Annotated in this window: 13 protein-coding genes; 10 read left to right on the top strand and 3 right to left on the bottom strand. The window is 67.1% G+C overall.

What is annotated here, in order from left to right; all coding sequences use genetic code 11:
• Positions 1–79: 79 nt before the first annotated feature.
• Entirely contained in the window at positions 80–940 is an 861-nt protein-coding gene (locus ACORJG_RS04155; RefSeq protein ID WP_427791870.1) for an outer membrane protein assembly factor BamD, read from the bottom strand.
• A gap of 211 nt (positions 941–1,151) precedes the next feature.
• Here ACORJG_RS04155 and ACORJG_RS04150 point away from each other — a divergent pair, with 211 nt between their 5' ends.
• The 4 genes from ACORJG_RS04150 (at position 1,152) to pth (ending at position 4,742) form a co-directional block, all read left to right on the top strand.
• On the top strand, positions 1,152–2,087 hold the full coding sequence (locus ACORJG_RS04150) for a ribose-phosphate pyrophosphokinase (protein ID WP_427791868.1): 936 nt from the start codon (positions 1,152–1,154) through the stop codon (positions 2,085–2,087).
• 108 nt (positions 2,088–2,195) lie between these two features.
• Positions 2,196–3,248 carry a hypothetical protein gene (locus tag ACORJG_RS04145; RefSeq protein ID WP_427791867.1) on the top strand — a complete coding sequence of 351 codons (1,053 nt, stop codon included), beginning with the start codon at positions 2,196–2,198 and terminating at the stop codon, positions 3,246–3,248.
• A 150-nt stretch (positions 3,249–3,398) separates the two neighbouring features.
• Positions 3,399–4,010, top strand: a complete 612-nt coding sequence (locus ACORJG_RS04140) for a 50S ribosomal protein L25/general stress protein Ctc (RefSeq protein ID WP_427791865.1) — start codon at positions 3,399–3,401, stop codon at positions 4,008–4,010.
• A 126-nt stretch (positions 4,011–4,136) separates the two neighbouring features.
• The gene (pth, locus tag ACORJG_RS04135) at positions 4,137–4,742 is read left to right on the top strand and encodes an aminoacyl-tRNA hydrolase (RefSeq protein WP_427791863.1); all 606 of its coding nucleotides are present in this window, start codon (positions 4,137–4,139) and stop codon (positions 4,740–4,742) included.
• A gap of 45 nt (positions 4,743–4,787) precedes the next feature.
• On the opposite strand, the gene ACORJG_RS04130 is transcribed toward pth, so the two are convergent.
• Both ACORJG_RS04130 and ACORJG_RS04125 read right to left on the bottom strand, forming a co-directional pair.
• Positions 4,788–6,416, bottom strand: a complete 1,629-nt coding sequence (locus tag ACORJG_RS04130) for a DUF4139 domain-containing protein (protein WP_427791861.1) — start codon at positions 6,414–6,416, stop codon at positions 4,788–4,790.
• Between the two features lie 4 nt (positions 6,417–6,420).
• Complete coding sequence (locus ACORJG_RS04125) at positions 6,421–7,836, bottom strand: DUF4139 domain-containing protein (RefSeq protein ID WP_427791859.1); 1,416 nt, start codon at positions 7,834–7,836, stop codon at positions 6,421–6,423.
• A gap of 130 nt (positions 7,837–7,966) precedes the next feature.
• On the opposite strand from ACORJG_RS04125, the gene ACORJG_RS04120 reads away from it, so the two are divergent.
• The 6 genes from ACORJG_RS04120 to ACORJG_RS04095 all read left to right on the top strand — a co-directional run bounded on the left by ACORJG_RS04120 (position 7,967) and on the right by ACORJG_RS04095 (position 14,974).
• Complete coding sequence (locus tag ACORJG_RS04120; RefSeq protein WP_427791857.1) at positions 7,967–8,353, top strand: DUF2946 family protein; 387 nt, start codon at positions 7,967–7,969, stop codon at positions 8,351–8,353.
• Between the two features lie 75 nt (positions 8,354–8,428).
• Positions 8,429–10,498, top strand: coding sequence for a TonB-dependent receptor family protein (locus tag ACORJG_RS04115; protein ID WP_427791855.1), 2,070 nt, complete (start codon positions 8,429–8,431; stop codon positions 10,496–10,498).
• The gene (locus ACORJG_RS04110) at positions 10,498–11,892 is read left to right on the top strand and encodes a PepSY-associated TM helix domain-containing protein (RefSeq protein ID WP_427791853.1); all 1,395 of its coding nucleotides are present in this window, start codon (positions 10,498–10,500) and stop codon (positions 11,890–11,892) included. Before ACORJG_RS04115 ends, ACORJG_RS04110 begins: the two co-directional genes overlap by 1 nt.
• A gap of 14 nt (positions 11,893–11,906) precedes the next feature.
• Positions 11,907–12,401: a copper chaperone PCu(A)C gene (locus tag ACORJG_RS04105; protein WP_427791851.1), complete on the top strand. Its 495-nt coding sequence runs from the start codon at positions 11,907–11,909 to the stop codon at positions 12,399–12,401.
• Between the two features lie 73 nt (positions 12,402–12,474).
• The gene (ychF, locus tag ACORJG_RS04100; protein ID WP_427791849.1) at positions 12,475–13,572 is read left to right on the top strand and encodes a redox-regulated ATPase YchF; all 1,098 of its coding nucleotides are present in this window, start codon (positions 12,475–12,477) and stop codon (positions 13,570–13,572) included.
• A 130-nt stretch (positions 13,573–13,702) separates the two neighbouring features.
• A complete protein-coding gene (locus ACORJG_RS04095; RefSeq protein ID WP_427791847.1) occupies positions 13,703–14,974 on the top strand; it encodes an O-acetylhomoserine aminocarboxypropyltransferase/cysteine synthase family protein in 1,272 nt (423 codons plus the stop codon).
• Positions 14,975–15,038: the final 64 nt, after the last annotated feature.

Below are 15,038 nucleotides of genomic sequence, written 5' to 3'. Positions count from 1 at the left end.
CGATGTTTCGCCACACCTTAGCCGGAAACAGAAGGGGAACGCAGCGTCTTATTCGCCCCCCTTCCATCCGGCGTGCGGATCAACCGCCGGGGATCAGGCGCTTCAGCCAGGATTCGCGCTTGCCCTCAGGCTCGACGCCCGGGTTCTCGCCGCGCTCGCGCAGCAGGGCGTAGGCCTCGGCGTACCAGGCGCTGCCCGGATAGTTGTGACCCAGCACAGCGGCGTTTCGGGTCGCCTCTTCGGCCAGACCCAGGCTCAGATTGACCTCGACCAGACGATACAGGGCCTCGGGCACGTGCGAGGTGCGCTGGAAGTCCTGATTGTTCACCACCGTCTTGTAACGGTTCAGCGCCCCCAGCGGCTGGTTGGCGCGCTGGTAATAGCGGCCGACGGTCATTTCTTTGCCCGCCAGCTGGTCGTTGACCATGTCGATCTTGACCCGCGCGTCGGTGGCGTAGGTCGAACCCGGATAGCGGCGCACCACGTCGCGCAGACCCGCCAGGGCGGCCTCGGCATAGCCCTGGTCCCGGCCCACGTCGACGATCTGCTCGAAGTTGCAGACGGCCTTCATGTAGAAGGCGTAGCTGGCCGACGGATTGCCGGGGAACAGGGCGATGAAGCGGTCCGCCGCCGCGATCGCATCCTGATAGTTGTTGTTCTGATAATAGGCGTAGACCTGCATCAGGATCGCCCGGCGCGCCCACTCCGAATAGGGGTGCTGGCGTTCGACTTCCTGGAAATAGTCGACGGCGTCCATCCAGCGCTTGGACTGCAGGCGCTGATAACCGGTGTTGTAGAGCGCCTCGACCGGGCGCTCTTCGTAGGCCAGCTTCTGGCGCGGCTTGTTGCCCGCGCAGGCGGACAGGGACAGGGCCGCGACAGCGACCGTCAACAGGGTCAGGCCGGTACGAGACTTCGAAGCGGGCAAGGGCGACCTCATCAAGATGCCTTCGGGACGCGGACACGCGACACGCGCCCTCGTTAGCAGGATGCGTCCTCTATAACAGCGCCTGCGCCCAAGCCAATCAGGTGAAATCGCAGATACGGCCGGAACACGGCTGGACGCCGCACCGTTCGCCGCCTAGAGAGCGCGTCCAGAAACGCATCCGCGAGTATTGGCGGGGCGATGACGGCGAAAGGATGACCGGTCAATGAAGCTGCTCGCAGGCAATTCGAACCGGAGTTTGGCCCAGGCCATCGCGGCCCACCTGGACATGCCGCTGACCAAGGCTCAGGTGAAACGCTTCGCCGACAATGAAGTGTTCGCCGTGGTCGAGGAAAACGTGCGCGGCGAGGATGTTTTCATCATCCAGTCGACCTCCTATCCGGCCAACGACAACCTGATGGAAATGCTGATCATGACTGACGCGCTGGTGCGCGCCTCGGCCCGTCGCATCACCGCCGTCATGCCCTATTTCGGCTACGCCCGTCAGGACCGCAAGACCGGCGGCCGCACGCCGATCTCGGCCAAACTGGTGGCCAACCTCATCACCCGCGCGGGCGCCGACCGCGTCCTGACCATGGACCTGCACGCGGGTCAGATTCAGGGCTTCTTCGACATCCCGACCGACAATCTGGTGGCGACGCCGGTTCTGGCTCAGGACATCAAGGACCATTATCCGCGCGGCGACGATCTGATGATCGTCTCGCCCGATGTCGGCGGCGTCGTTCGGGCGCGATCGCTGGCCAAGCGCCTCGACGCCGACCTCGCCATCGTCGACAAGCGTCGCCCCAAGGCGGGCGAAAGCGAAGTCATGAACATCATCGGCGACGTCGAAGGCCGCCGCTGCATCCTGTTCGACGACATCGTTGATTCGGGCGGCACCCTGGTCAATGCGGCTCAGGCGCTGATCGATCGCGGCGCGACCGAGGTTTCAGCCTACATCAGCCATGGCGTCCTGTCCGGCCCGGCCGTCGACCGCGTCACCAACGGCCCGCTGAAGGAGCTGGTGATCACCGACTCCATCGAACAGCCTGACGAAGTTTTGAACTGCTCGAAAATCCGTCGCGTCTCCGTTGCGCCGCTGATGGGCGAGGCGATCCGGCGTATCGCCAACGAAGAGTCCGTCTCGAAACTCTTCGATTAAGGTTCGGCTAACCATTTTCTCGACGATATAAGGGCTACGATGCGGAGGCGCGCCATGCTGCGCGTCGCCGCGCTTTGTGCGTATCGCTTTATCAAGGGAAGATCGCCGATGCCCCAGGCCTTCTTGCGCCGCGGCCTCTCCGTCGCCGCTGTCGCCGCCGCCGCTGTCCTGGCCAGCTGTTCGACGCCTGAACCGGAAGCGCCGCCGCCGCCGCCGCCGCCGCCGCCGCCTGTTCTGGCCCTGAATCAGAGCGTCGCCGAGGCCGCCTCCGTTTATGTCGCGTTCGTGCGCGAAGTGAATTCGATTCGCGCAGACTTCCCCGACGCCGAATCCATTCAGGCCGCCGTCCGCAAGGGAGCAGCCGTCGAGGCCGCCCAGCTGTCGCGCGGCATGATCGCCTATGGCGCCATCCTCGCTCTGCAATCGCCCGAATATGTCGCTGGCGTGCGCCAGTTCGCCGCCGATCCCGAACAACGCCAGCAGATGGTGGCGCGGATCGTCGCCGACCCGGCCTATGCCGCCACCCTGCCAGGCGCCGACGCCGCAGCAGGCCTGATCGCCAACACCATGGGCCAGGACGCAGCCTCCATGCTGGCGCTGGCCGAGGCGGTTGAAAACGACGCCTACACCATTCAGGGCCGCCAGGACCCGCGCCGTCGCTGGGCCACCCAGCCCGTCGCCGACCGCAACGGTCGCCTGGAAGGCGCCAAGAGCCTGTCCGCCTCGCCGCGCCTGCCCTCGGCCGAGGACAGCGCCCGTCTGTTCGCCGCCGCGCACAACGGCACGGGCCTGAACCTGACCGCAGCCCAGCGCGGCGCGCCCTTCACGCCCGCCGTGGTCAACTCCCTGGCCATTGCAGCCCTGGCGGCGCTGGGCGCGGCAGGCGAAGAGGCCAAGGCCAACACCGACGCCCTGACGACCGAATCGAACAACGAGTTCTGCCTCAATATGTCCAAGCTGATGCTGTTCCAGTGTCTGGCGGCGGCCAAGCCGAACTATGAGGACATCTTCTGCGCCGGTCGTCACATCGTGCGCGACATGGCCCAGTGCACGACCCAATATACCGGCCCCATGCCGACCATCACGGTCGCCGTGCCCGGCCCGACGCCCATGGCCCAGGCCGAGAACCAGTCCTCGGCCGCCGCCGCACCCAACGGCTGAGGCTGAATATCGCTGTGGGCTGAGCCGGGGCGGTTGCGTCCGCCCTGTGTTCCGTGTAATAGCCCGCGCTCTTGAATTCGAAGGGTTCATCACCCCGCCGCGCGGGACCCGGTTCTGCGCAGGCGTTTACTTGTATTGAAGGCGAGCCCGATGGCTGAGATCATTCTGAACGTTGATGTCCGCGAAAACGTGGGCACCGGCGGCGCCCGCGCCGCGCGTCGCGAAGGCGCCGTCCCCGGCGTCCTGTACGGCGGCGACAAGGCCCCGGTGGCCATCTCCGTGAACGAGCGTGAGTTCCGCAAGTCGCTGTACACCGGCAAGCTGATCGGTCACCTGGTGACCCTGAAGCACGGTAAGGAATCGCAGCCGGTCATCGCCAAGGACATCCAGTTCGATCCGGTCACCGACCGTCCGCTGCACTTCGACCTGATGCGCGTCGGCGCCAAGGAAGAGATCAAGATCGAAATCCCGGTCGCCTTCGTCAACGCTGACGAGGCCCCCTACACCCGTCAGGGCGGCATGCTGGAAGTCGTGCGCCACACGGTCGAGATCCTGGTCCGCGCCGACCGCATCCCGGCTGAACTGGTCGTCGACCTGAAGGGTCGTGAGATCGGCGAGAACATCCGCATCTCGGACATCCAACTGCCGGAAGGCGCGACGCCGACCATCGGTGACCGCGACTTCATGATCGCCGCGATCAAGAACTCGGCCGCTGGCCAGTCGGACGCCGGCGACACCACGACGGAAGCCGAAGAAGCCTGATAGGCTTTTGCTTCCCCTATCGCCCTGCGCACGGCGCAGAGCGGCTTCAGGGGATCAGGAAATCAGCCCCGCCCGGTTCGCCCGGCGGGGCTTTTCTTTGCCTGACGCACGGGGCATGAGAACCGCATGATCATCATCGCAGGCCTGGGCAACCCCGGCGCCAAATACGAAAAGAACCGCCACAACATCGGCTTCATGGCCGTGGACGAGATCGCCAGCCGCTGGCGCTTTGGCCCGTCGCGCGCCAAGTTCCAGTCGATCGTCGCCGACGGCGAGGTCGAGGGGACCAAGGTCCTGCTGATGAAGCCCCAGACCTATATGAACGAGAGCGGCCGGGCCGTCGGCGAGGCGGCGCGTTTCTACAAGGTGAAGCCCGAGCACGTGATCGTCTTCCACGACGAGATCGACCTGGCACCCGGCCGCTTCCGCATGAAAAAGGGCGGCGGCGCAGCGGGTCAGAACGGCGTGCGCAGCCTGATCAGCCACCTGGGCGCCGACTTCCGCCGCGCCCGCATGGGCATCGGCCACCCCGGCGAACCCCAGCTCGTCCACGCCCATGTCCTCGGCGACTTCCACAAGGCGGACAAGCCCTGGCTGGACCCGATGCTGCAGGCCTGCGCCGACGCCCTGCCCTTCGCAGTGAATGGCGACGACGAACGCTATCAGGGCGAGGTGATGCGTCTGGCTCCGGCCCCCAAGTTCAGTCCAAGACAGGCCGCCAAGGGCGAATAATGCGCCGCCTCTCCCTCCCCGGGACGGGGAGGGAGAATCACAGCCTCAGTCCGTCGTCGTCCACGCGGCCTTCAGCGTCGCCGCGCCATTCGCGGGCACGATCAGCGTCCAGACCGGATAGCCGGTGTCGTCCACACGGCTGCGCACGGACTGGTTGCGAATGCGGAAGCCGCGCTGCATGGCGGCGGCGGCGACCAGTTCGACCGTCACAGGCTCAGAGCGGGCGTTGGTGACTATGGCCTCGATCTCAGTGCGTTCGGTCGTGACGGCGCCGCGCGTCGAACTGCCGGACTTCACCAGCCGCGTCTGCACCCGCACGTCCGGCGATTCGCCGAAGGTCAGCCGCACCGGCAGGCCCACGCCCTTGTCCTCGAACCGATCCTGACCGGCCAGCAACACGCCGCCCGCTCCATCCGGCTGCATCACCGCCACCGACCCGCCCGGCAGTGCAACGCCCAGCCCGGCGCTCTCCTCGTTGCGCAGCTTCATGATGATGCCGGTAGATTGCGATTCTTCGTCCGGGTTCATCACCCCGGCGCGATAGACCCGCTCATAGGCCACACCCTCGCGTTCCAGAAAGCGCACCTGCTTGGTCTGGCGCGCGGCGACCGTCGTCAACTCCGGCAGGGTATAGATCTTGTAGTCGCCCAGTTCGCCCTGACGCGCGACACGGCTGCCGGTGACAACGATGTCGGCCACCATCCGCGCTGCCGATGGTGCCGGCAAGGGCGGACCACTGTATTCAACCCGATCTTCCTTACGGGCGCCCCCTACATACGCATTGCTAAAGTCCAGCCCCGACCCGAGCGTCGTCGTCCCTTGCGGCCAGCACTGGTTCTGCTGATAGCGGACCAGCGGCTCGACAGGCGTGGTGCCTGCGTCCTTCCTCAACGTGCCCGCCACCACCTGCACCGGCGCGTCGGGGAATCCCGTCCCGCCGAAGTTGGCCAGCGTCACCCAGCCGGTCAGATCCAGCGTGCCGTCCGTCGGGTCCAGACGCGCCACATAGTCGGCCGACCACTGCAATCCTGTGGTCAGATAGGCCAGCGTCACCGTGTGCCGCCCCGCACGCTCGGCGCGTGTGCGCACCGACAGGGTCGGCTGGTCGCCCAGCCCCTCGGGCACACGATCGAATACGACCCGCTCGGTCTGGCCCGAGCAGTCCAGCGCCTCGAACCGACCGTCGATCTCCAGCACCGTCCCTTGGGCGCCCGCGCGGATGACGGCGGCCTTTTCGACCTGTTCGCCGGTCGCGGGATTGGTGCGGACGACGCGCACCACCTCGCCGATGGATTTCTCCATCAGGCTGGCGGGCGACAGCAGGTCGAAGTCGGCGTTGCGCTCGACCACATGGGCGGGAAGGCCCTCCAGCACGGCGCTCTGTGGTACGACGCCGGTGGCCAGTCCGCGAAAACGGATGATCCCCTCGCCCGCCGGAAGATCGACCGTGCGCGTCTCCACGATCAGGGCCAGCCCTTGCCGGTCCAGCCGGCTCCACGGCTGGCGCGACTGTTCCATCAGTTGGACCGTATCGACCGGCCGGTCGCGATAGATCACCACAGTCGCCCCATCCGGACGCGCGGACACGCTCTCCGTCTGCGCCCATGCCTTGGGGGTCCAGGCCGTGGGCGCCAGAAGGCTCAGCGCCGTGGTGATCGCCAGAAGGCGGCGCATGGGATCAACCGCCCGTGGTGATGGTCGCGGTCAGCTTGTTCTCGCCGTTGGCAGGCACCGGCACGCGCCAGACGACGGTGCGGGCGTCACGCATCTCACCCGTGATGCTCTGATCCGTCAGCTCCGTATCGCGGCCCAGACCGCGCTGGCGCACCTCGACCGTCACCGCCTCCGGGCGGGCGTTGCGGACCGTGTATTCCATCGCATAGCGGGTGCGGAAATAGTCGACCAGACGCTTGGAGGTGCGCTCCGACGACACCAGACGCGGCTGCACCGTCACATCGAAGGCGTCGCCCGTCGTCACCACGATTTCGGACCCGGCGGGCGAGTGGTCGACCTGGCTTTCGCCGATGAAGCGCGGCTCGCCCGCCTCATCCTTCACATAGACCCGGATCACGCCCGCAGGCAGGGCGCGGGCCGCGTTCCCCGATCCGTTGGCGAAGATGACGCCGACTTCCGCTGCGATCGGCTCCTCGGCGCTGTAGAAGCCGTCGACGACCCGTAAGTAGCGCTTGGTCGCGGGCACGCCTGCCGCGTCGATCAGGCCGACCTGTTTGGTCTGGTTGTTGGCGACCGTCACGGCCTCGGGCAGTGGATAGACATAGACGTCGGCCAGAGCGCCCTGCCCACCCGACTGGGTTCCATTGCCGCGCAACGAGCCGCCCCCGCGAACCGGCTGTCGCGGATTATAGCCGCCCTGATTGATCAGGTTGACGTCCCCTGCCACCACCCGCGTCTGGGCGTTGCTGAAGGTCGCGCCCGAGTTGTTGGTCAGCGTCACCCAGCCGGTCAGATCCAGCTTGCCTGCCTTCTCGTCGAAACGGGCGACATAGTCCGCCTTCCACGTCAGACCGCTGGTCAGATAGGACAACGTCGTCTCGCGCCGACCGGCCCCTTGGGCGTCCAGCGTCACGCTGAGCGTCGGGCGCGGGCGCAGGTTCTGCGGCACCTGGTCGAAGATGACGCGCGTCGGCACGCCGTCATCGCGCAGCACCTCGATGCGATTGCCGATCTGCAGCACCACGCCCTGATTCGCCGCCAGCACGCGCGCGCGCTCGGTCGATTGCGCGCCCGAACCGGGGTTGGTGCGGACGATGCCGATCTCATTGCCGACGGCGCTTTCCATCAGCTTGCCCGGCGTCAGCAGGTCATAGTCGAAGTTCTGCTCGACCACCGACAGGCCGCGCCCCGACAGGCCGACCGTCTCGGGCCGGATGCTGGCCGAAACGCCCGGAAACTCCTGACGCGAGCGCCCGGCGGGCACGTTCAGGTTCCGCACGTCCTCCACCAGGGCGATGTTCTGATTATAGACCGTCAGGGAGATGCGGTCGGGACCGCCCGGCCCCTCCTCGACCTGTTGCGCGTTTGCGGGCGCCGCGAGAAGCAGGGCGAGAGCGAAAGGTCCGATGGCGCGGATCATGCGTATCCTCGATGGCTGTTCGACCGCTACGCTGGCACGGGTAAAGCGGTATTGTCGAGGCGCCGCGCGACCGTCGGTCGCTCCGCATGGTCTGGCTTCCCCGTATGGGAAGGTTTAAGGGGCCTGCATCGTGACCCGCTCTCAGGCAGAAAACTGGTCGACCTGGCGCTCGCTGGCCTTCCTGGCCGCGACGTTCGCCATCGTGATCGGCAGCCTGATGCCGTTCGCGGCGCTGGCGGCCTCTACGCCCGGCCAGCCCATCGTCATCTGCTCGGCCGATGGTCCCCAGACCATCCAGTCCGGCGGCGTCGACGGCCCGATCAAGGAGCACATGGGCGCCAAGTGCGCCGCCTGCGTCATGCCGCTGCTGGCGGCCCTGCCCGCGCCCGCCGCGCCGGAACCGGCGCCGGTCGTGCGTCTGACGCAGGCCGTCGTCTACACCCCCTTCATCGCCAGCCCCCCGCCCCCGGCCCGCGCCCCGCCGCGTCCGCCGTCGCGCGCCCCGCCTCACGCCTGAAAACCAGACCCACCGACGCCGCGCGCCTGCTGAAGGCCTGCGCGGCCTTGCTTCTGTTTTCAGGATTTCATCTCCATGTCTCTCAAGACCGCTGCGGCGCCGTGCGCCCTGCTGATCGGCGCCTGCCTGGCGCCCGCCCTTGCTCACGCTGACAGCCTTCCGGGTGCTGACAGCCCTACCGTCGTCGACAGCATCATCGTCACCGGTCGCCGCAACGCCGAAGATCCGACCGTCGTGGCCGAGGCGCGCGACCGTCTCAGCCGCACCCCCGGCGCCGTCGCCGTGGTGTCGGCCGAAAGCTACTCCGACCGCTTCGTGCAGGGGTTCGCAGACACCCTGCGCAACGTCCCCGGCGTGCTGGCGCAAAAGCGGTTCGGCGAGGAAAGCCGCCTGTCCATCCGCGGCTCGGGCATCGCCCAGGGCTTCCACCAGCGCGGCGTCCTGTTCGCCCAGGACGGCGTGCCCTTCGCCGACGCCGACGGCTTTTCCGACTTCCAGAGCGTCGATTCCCTCAGCGCCCGCTATGTCGAGGTATGGAAGGGCGCCAACACCCTGCGCTTCGGCGGGGCGCAACTGGGCGGCGCCATCAACCTCGTCACCCCGACCGGCCGCACGGCCCGCCAGCGCGCCCTGATGCAGGTCGAGGGCGGCAGCTACGGCTTCGTGCGCGCCCACGGCGCCGTCGCCGAGACCTATGGCGACTGGGATGTCTATGCCGCCGCCACGGCCATGCAGGGCGACGGCTGGCGCGACCACAGCAAACAGTCGCAAGGCCGCCTGACCGTCAATGCGGGCCGTTCCTTCGGCGAGGACCGCGAGGTGCGCCTGATCGCCCAGGCCGCCGACATCAAGCAGGACATGCCCGGCTCGCTGACACTGAACGATGCGCTGAACAAGCCGCGCAAGGCCTCCGCCAGCGCCCTTTCCGGCGATCAGGCCCGCGATCTGACGGTCAAGCGGCTGACGCTGCAGACCCGCTGGCGTTTCAATGAATCCACCCTGTTCGAGGGCGCCGTCTGGGGCTGGGAGAAGTCGCTTTATCACCCGATCTTCCAGGTGATGGATCAGGACAGCGCCACGCGCGGCGCCTTCGCCCGCATCGACTGGACGGACCAGATCGGCGGCCTGCGCGCCGACGCCTTCTACGGCTTCTCGTGGCGCGAGGGAGAGGTCGAGGCCCTGCGCTATGTGAACCTGGCGGGTCAACGCGGCGCCGAGACCGCCGACGCGCGTCAGGACGCCTCCGGTCTGGACGTCTTCGCCGAAGGGCGGCTGTTCGTCACCGACCAGCTGGCCCTGGTCGCAGGCGGCTCATGGGGGCGCGCCACGCGCGACTATCTGGACCGCATGACCCCGGCCAATAACGCCAGCCGGGACTATGAGTGGTTCTCTCCGCGCATGGGCCTGTTGTGGGAAGCGGAAAGCGGCGCCCAGGTCTTCGCCAACCTGACCCGCTCGGTCGAACCGCCGACCTATGGCGCCCTTGTGCAGGCGCCGCTGACCGGCTTCACCCCGGTCGAGGTTCAGGACGCCTGGACCGGCGAGATCGGCACGCGCGGCCGTCATGGGCCTCTGGCCTGGGATCTGGTCGCCTATCGCAGCCGGATCGAGGGCGAGATGCTGAACTTCATCACCAGTCCCGATATTCCCGCCGCCACTTTCAACGCCAAGAAGACCATCCACCAGGGCATCGAGGCCGGGCTGGACTGGACCCTGCCGGTCGAACTGGCGGACGGTTCGCTGATGCTGCGTCAGGTCTATAACTGGAGCGACTTCCGCTTCGACGGCGACGCGCGCTGGGGCGACAACCGCCTGCCGGTCGTGCCGCAGCATCAGTATCGCGCCGAGCTGACCTGGCGCCACCCGACGGGCGTCTTCGTCACCCCGTCGGTCGAGTGGCGGCTGTCCAGCCCCTATGTCGACTACGCCAACACCATGAAGGCGCCGGACTACGCCGTGCTGGGCCTGACGGGCGGTTTCAACATCAACGCCAGAACCTCGGTCTACATCGACGCGCGCAACCTGACTGACAAACGCTACGTCGGCGAGTTCTCGGCCGTGACCGACGCCAGCAAGGTGCAAACCGGCGTCTTCTACCCCGGCGAGGGTCGTTCGATCTCCGTCGGCCTGCGGCTGGCCTATTGATGGGCCGTTCCGCCTCAACACAGGCCAAGGCGCCGGACGTGATGTCCGGCGCCTATCGGGCCGTCTGGCGCTGGCACTTCTACGCCGGGGTGCTGGTCATGCCGTTCCTGATGCTGCTGACGCTGACGGGCGGCCTCTATCTGTTCAAGGACGAGATCGACCACGCCGTCTATCGCTCCATGATCGAGGTTCCGGTCAGCGCCCGGCAGGCCGATCCCGATCAGTGGCTGGCCGCCGCCGCCCGCGCAGGCGAAGGCCGGGCGGCGAACGTGCTGGTGCCTGACCGCGCCGATCAGGCCGTGCGCGTTCGCGTCGACCAACCTGACGGCGCCCAGCGCACCGTCTTCGTCGATCCGCACACAGCCAAGGTCACAGGCGTCACCGCCTATGGCGGCGTAACCGAGACGATCAAGGCGCTGCACTCCCTCAGCCTGTTCGGCGGCCCCATCGGCACGGCGCTGAACATTCTGGTCGAGATCGTCGCGGGCTGGGCCATCATCCTGTGCGCCACCGGGCTCTACCTGTGGTGGCCCCGCCGCCGCACCGGCGCCGTGCTAAAACCCAGCGAGACCGACGCTAGCCGCCGTCCCTTCTGGCGCGACGTTCACGCCCTGACCGGCTTCTATGTCGGCGGGGTGATCATCTTCCTTGCGGTGACAGGGATGCCGTGGTCGGCCGTCTGGGGCGATCAGTTCATGGGCGTCATGCGCGGCACAGGTCTGGGTCGCCCGCCCGCGCCCGCCGCCGCCAGCCCCTGGAGCCACGCCAAGCCCCACGACGCCCCGGCGGGCGTGGGCTGGACGCTGGAGAACGCCGTCCTTCCCTCCCACGATCACGGCCATGGGCATGACCATGCGGCCCCCAGCCTGAACCGCGTGCTTCAAACGGCGCGCGAACAGGGCCTGCCGCGCCCCTTCACCGTCAGCATCCCCCAATCCTCCGACCTCGCCTGGACCGTCGCCCGCCAGACCCGCAAGGCCGAGGACGCCCGCAGCCTGTATGTCGACGGCGTCAGCGGAGCGGTGAAGGCCGACCTGCGCTGGAGCCAGTTCGGCGTCATGGCCAAGGGCTTTGAATGGGGCATCGCCGTCCATCAGGGGATGCAATACGGCTGGATCAACCGCATCGTCATGCTGATCGGCTGCATCGCTGTCTGGCTGCTGGCGATCAGCGGTCTGGTCATGTGGTGGAAGCGCCGCCCGCCCAGCCTGTCACGCCGCCGCACCGGCGCACCGACGGCGCCGCCCGGCCCGCGCGCGAGAATCGCCGTGCTGTGCATCGTCATCCCCCTGTCCATCCTCTATCCCTTGACGGGACTGAGCCTCGTGGCCGCCCTGCTGCTCGACCGAGCCGTGCGTGCGTTCACCGGGTCCAAGCCCGTCGCAGCCTCTTGATAAGGAGCTTCAACATGAAACGTCTGTTCGCCCTGACCGCCCTGTCGGCCGCCGCCCTCACCCTTGCCGCCTGCGGCCAGCCCGCTGAAAAATCGACCGAAGCCGCCAAGGACGCCACGGTCGCGCCCGGCACGGTCCAGGTCGCCGACGCCTGGTGCCGTCCCACCCCCAACGGCGCCAAGGCCGGGGGCTGCTACCTGTCCCTGACGGCAGGCTCCGACGACCGTCTGGTCAGCGTCTCCACCGCCCTGGCCCAGTCGGCCGAGGTGCATGAGATGAAGATGGAGAACGGGGTCATGAGCATGGCCCACCTGCACGACGGCCTGCCCCTGCCCGCCGGAACCCCGGTCGAGCTGAAGCCCGGCGGCAACCACATCATGCTGATGGGCCTGCGCGATCCGCTGGTCGACGGCAGCGTGGCCTCCTTCACCCTGACGTTCGAGAAGGCCGGCCCCATCGGCGTCCACGCGGCGATCAAGCAGCCGCCGGTGGTGGATTCGGAAGAGTAAAACCCTCTCTTGGCGGCGCGAGCCTGACAAACCGGCCCGAACCGGCTAAAGGCTCGCGCTCACGAGGAATACCATGGCTCTTAAAGTCGCGATCGTCGGCCTGCCCAACGTCGGCAAGTCCACCCTGTTCAACGCCCTGACCAAGACGGCGGCGGCCCAGGCGGCCAACTATCCGTTCTGCACCATCGAGCCGAACACCGGCGACGTGGCCGTGCCGGAACCGCGTCTGAACACCCTGGCCTCCATCGCCGGGTCCAAGGAGATCATCCCCTCGCGGATCACCTTCGTGGACATCGCCGGTCTGGTGCGCGGCGCGTCCAAGGGCGAAGGGCTGGGCAACCAGTTCCTGGCCAACATCCGCGACTGCGACGCCATCGCCTTCGTCGCCCGCTGCTTCGTCGATGACGACATCACCCACGTCGAGAATCGCATCGACCCGATCTCGGATCTCGAGATCATCGAGACGGAACTGATGCTGGCCGACCTTGAGAGCCTGGAACGCCGCCGCGTCCAGATCGAGAAGCGCGCCAAGGGCGGCGACAAGGAATCCCAGCTGAACCTGAAGCTGATCGACGCCGCGCTCGAAAAACTGCGCGACGGCAAGCCCGCACGTCTGGCCGAGGTGTCCAAGGAGGACAAGAAGGCCTGGGACATGCTGCAGTTACTGACCGCCCTGCCCGCCCTCTATGTCGCCAACGTCGAGGAAGGCTCGGCCGACAAGGGCAATGAGCTGTCCGATCTGGTCGCCAAGCGCGCCGCCGAGGACAACGCCAACTCCGTCGTCATCTCGGCCCAGATCGAGTCCGAAATCGCCGTCCTGGACGACGATGAGCAGAAGGAGTTCCTCGAGACCCTGGGTCTGGAAGAGCCCGGCCTGAACCGCCTGATCCGCGAGGCCTACAAGCTGCTGGGCCTGCAGACCTACTTCACCGTCGGCCCCAAGGAAGCGCGCGCCTGGACCATCCCCGTCGGCGCCACTGCGCCGCAGGCGGCGGGCGTGATCCACACCGACTTTGAAAAGGGCTTCATCCGCGGCGAAACCATCGCCTTCGACGACTATGTCGCACTGAAGGGCGAAGCGGGCGCCAAGGAAGCGGGCAAGATGCGCGCCGAAGGCAAGGCCTATATCGTCAAGGACGGGGATGTGATGCATTTCCTGTTCAACAACTAGGTCATTTACTCAGGGCGGTTAGAAAATCTGACCGCCCTGACAGAATTACTGGAATTCCATACCCTTGCAGGTATCGACAAAGCCCTTGATGAATCAGCTCGACTGACGCTGAAAAATCTCCAGGGACGCCATGAAGTTCGATACCCTCGCCGTGCACGCCGGTTATTCGCCGGACCCGACCACCAAATCGGTCGCCGTGCCCATCTATCAGACCACCAGCTACGCCTTCGACGACACCCAGCACGGGGCCGACCTGTTCGACCTGAAGGTGGCGGGCAACATCTACACCCGCATCATGAACCCGACGTCGGACGTGCTGGAACAGCGCATCGCGGCGCTGGAGGGCGGCATTGCGGCGCTGACCGTGGCCTCGGGTCAGGCAGCGATCACCTATGCGATCCTGACCATCGCCGAGGCGGGCGACAACATCATCGCCACCTCGACCCTGTATGGCGGCACCTACAATCTGTTCGCCCACACCCTGCCGCAGTACGGCATCACGGTGCGCTTCATCGACGCCGCCGATCCGGCCGCCATCGCCGCCAATACGGATGAGCGCACCAAGGCGGTCTTCTGCGAGTCCATCGGCAACCCGCTGGGCAATGTCGTCGACTTCGGCGCCCTGGCCGACGCGGCGCACGCGCAGGGTCTGCCGCTGATCGTCGACAACACCGTGCCGACCCCCTACCTGACCCGCCCGATCGAGCATGGGGCGGACATCGTCATCCACTCCCTGACCAAATACATCGGCGGCCACGGCACCAGCATCGGCGGCGCCATCGTGGACAGCGGCAAGTTTCCGTGGGCCGAGCACAAGGCGCGCTTCCGCCGCCTGAACGAGCCGGAAGTCAGCTACCACGGCGTCGTCTACACCGAGGCGCTTGGCCCGGCGGCCTTCATCGGCCGGGTCCGCACCGTCCTGCTGCGCAACACCGGCGCCGCCATCTCGCCGTTCAACAGCTTCCTGATCCTTCAGGGGCTGGAGACGCTGGCCCTGCGCATGGACCGCCACGTCGAGAACGCCACCGCCGTCGCCCAGTGGCTGAAGGCCCACCCCAAGGTCGAATGGGTCAATTACGCCGGGCTGGAAGACCACGCCTCCAACCCGCTGATCCAGAAGTATTTCGGCGGCAAGGCGTCCGGCCTGCTGACCTTCGGCGTGAAGGGCGGTCGTGAGGCGGGCGCCCGCTTCCAGGACGCGGTGAAGATCTTCACCCGCCTGGTCAACATCGGCGACGCCAAGTCGCTGGTCTGCCACCCGGCCTCGACCACCCACCGCCAGCTGTCGCCTGACGAACTGAAGAAGGCTGGCGTGACCGAAGACACCGTGCGTCTGTCGGTCGGCATCGAACACATCGACGATCTGATCGCCGATCTGGACCAGGCGCTGGCCGCCGTCTGATTTAACGACCTGTCCCAGCCAGGCGCCCCTGACAGGGCGCTTGGCTGTCGACACCCTCGATCAG

Source organism: Brevundimonas diminuta (assembly GCF_050310045.1).
GTDB classification, from domain to species: Bacteria; Pseudomonadota; Alphaproteobacteria; order Caulobacterales; family Caulobacteraceae; genus Brevundimonas; species Brevundimonas diminuta_F.
Note: the sequence above shows the minus strand (reverse complement) of the source record. Positions and strands in the feature narration are given on the sequence as shown.

Bases quoted from the DNA above. Each gene is read 5' to 3' on its own strand.
- ACORJG_RS04155 (WP_427791870.1), bottom strand. From the start codon at position 940: ATGAGGTCGCCCTTGCCCGCTTCGAAGTCTCGTACCGGCCTGACCCTG.
- ACORJG_RS04150 (WP_427791868.1), top strand. From the start codon at position 1,152: ATGAAGCTGCTCGCAGGCAATTCGAACCGGAGTTTGGCCCAGGCCATC.
- ACORJG_RS04145 (WP_427791867.1), top strand. From the start codon at position 2,196: ATGCCCCAGGCCTTCTTGCGCCGCGGCCTCTCCGTCGCCGCTGTCGCC.
- ACORJG_RS04140 (WP_427791865.1), top strand. From the start codon at position 3,399: ATGGCTGAGATCATTCTGAACGTTGATGTCCGCGAAAACGTGGGCACC.
- pth (WP_427791863.1), top strand. From the start codon at position 4,137: ATGATCATCATCGCAGGCCTGGGCAACCCCGGCGCCAAATACGAAAAG.
- ACORJG_RS04130 (WP_427791861.1), bottom strand. From the start codon at position 6,416: ATGCGCCGCCTTCTGGCGATCACCACGGCGCTGAGCCTTCTGGCGCCC.
- ACORJG_RS04125 (WP_427791859.1), bottom strand. From the start codon at position 7,836: ATGATCCGCGCCATCGGACCTTTCGCTCTCGCCCTGCTTCTCGCGGCG.
- ACORJG_RS04115 (WP_427791855.1), top strand. From the start codon at position 8,429: ATGTCTCTCAAGACCGCTGCGGCGCCGTGCGCCCTGCTGATCGGCGCC.
- ACORJG_RS04110 (WP_427791853.1), top strand. From the start codon at position 10,498: ATGGGCCGTTCCGCCTCAACACAGGCCAAGGCGCCGGACGTGATGTCC.
- ACORJG_RS04105 (WP_427791851.1), top strand. From the start codon at position 11,907: ATGAAACGTCTGTTCGCCCTGACCGCCCTGTCGGCCGCCGCCCTCACC.
- ychF (WP_427791849.1), top strand. From the start codon at position 12,475: ATGGCTCTTAAAGTCGCGATCGTCGGCCTGCCCAACGTCGGCAAGTCC.
- ACORJG_RS04095 (WP_427791847.1), top strand. From the start codon at position 13,703: ATGAAGTTCGATACCCTCGCCGTGCACGCCGGTTATTCGCCGGACCCG.